1 protein-coding gene is annotated in these 947 nt (G+C 64.1%); it reads left to right on the top strand.

Going from position 1 to position 947, the window contains the following annotated elements; translation table 11 throughout:
• Nucleotides 1-12: 12 nt before the first annotated feature.
• Nucleotides 13-795, top strand: coding sequence for a phytanoyl-CoA dioxygenase family protein (locus EN749_RS36420; RefSeq protein WP_128365048.1), 783 nt, complete (start codon nt 13-15; stop codon nt 793-795).
• Nucleotides 796-947: the final 152 nt, after the last annotated feature.

Genomic DNA, 947 nt, shown 5'->3' with positions numbered 1-947 from the left:
ATCGACGCCACCATGATCGGCGCGTCCACGATTGCCGACTATCAGCGTGACGGCGCTGTCTGCATTCGCGGCGCCTTCAAGGGCTGGGTCGACACGATTGCCGCCGGCATCGAACGCAACATGCAGAACCGCAGCGTCACCGCATCCGACATCGCCAACGGCCGCGGCAGTTTCTTCGATGACTACTGCAACTGGGAGCGCATTCCCGAATTCGTCGAGGTTGTGCGGGAATCACCGGCCGCCGAACTGGCGGCCGCGGTGATGCAGTCGCGCACCGCGCAGTTCTTCCACGATCATGTGCTGGTCAAGGAACCGGGTACGCAGAAGCCGACGCCCTGGCATCAGGACATCCCCTATTACTTCGTCGATGGCCAGCAGACCGTGAGCTTCTGGATTCCCATCGACCCGGTGAAGGAGGCGACGCTGCGCCTGATCGCCGGCTCGCACAAATGGGACAAGATGATCCTGCCAGTGCGCTGGCTCGACGACAGCAATTTCTATGCCGGCGAGGGCGACTATCTGCCGGTGCCAGATCCCGACAAGGATCCGTCGATGAAGGTGCTCGAATGGGAAATGGAGCCGGGCGACGCCATCCTGTTCGACTTCAGGACCGCGCATGGCGCGCGCGGCAACCTGACCGCGGCGCGGCGCAGGGCGCTGTCGCTGCGCTGGGTGGGTGACGATGCGCGCTATGTCGAGCGGCCGGGCCGCACCTCGCCGCCCTATCATGGCCACGGCATGCAGCCGGGCGAGAGGCTGCGCGAGGACTGGTTTCCGGTGGTCTACCAGGGCTGAAGCGAGGCCAGAAAATCGACGCCGATGTGCGCCGCCGATTTTCGGCTGGGGTAACGTTCCCGTGCGCAATTCCCATCAATGCGCCCGGATGCCTTGACCCGTCGCCCAGAGAGCAATAGCGGGTGCTCTAACGGATAGTCGGCATCAAGAGG

This window comes from Mesorhizobium sp. M7A.F.Ca.ET.027.02.1.1 (assembly GCF_004022985.1).
Classification (GTDB): Bacteria; Pseudomonadota; Alphaproteobacteria; order Rhizobiales; family Rhizobiaceae; genus Mesorhizobium.
This window is presented reverse-complemented; position numbering and strand designations above follow the sequence as displayed.

Bases quoted from the DNA above. Each gene is read 5' to 3' on its own strand.
- EN749_RS36420 (WP_128365048.1), top strand. From the start codon at position 13: ATGATCGGCGCGTCCACGATTGCCGACTATCAGCGTGACGGCGCTGTC.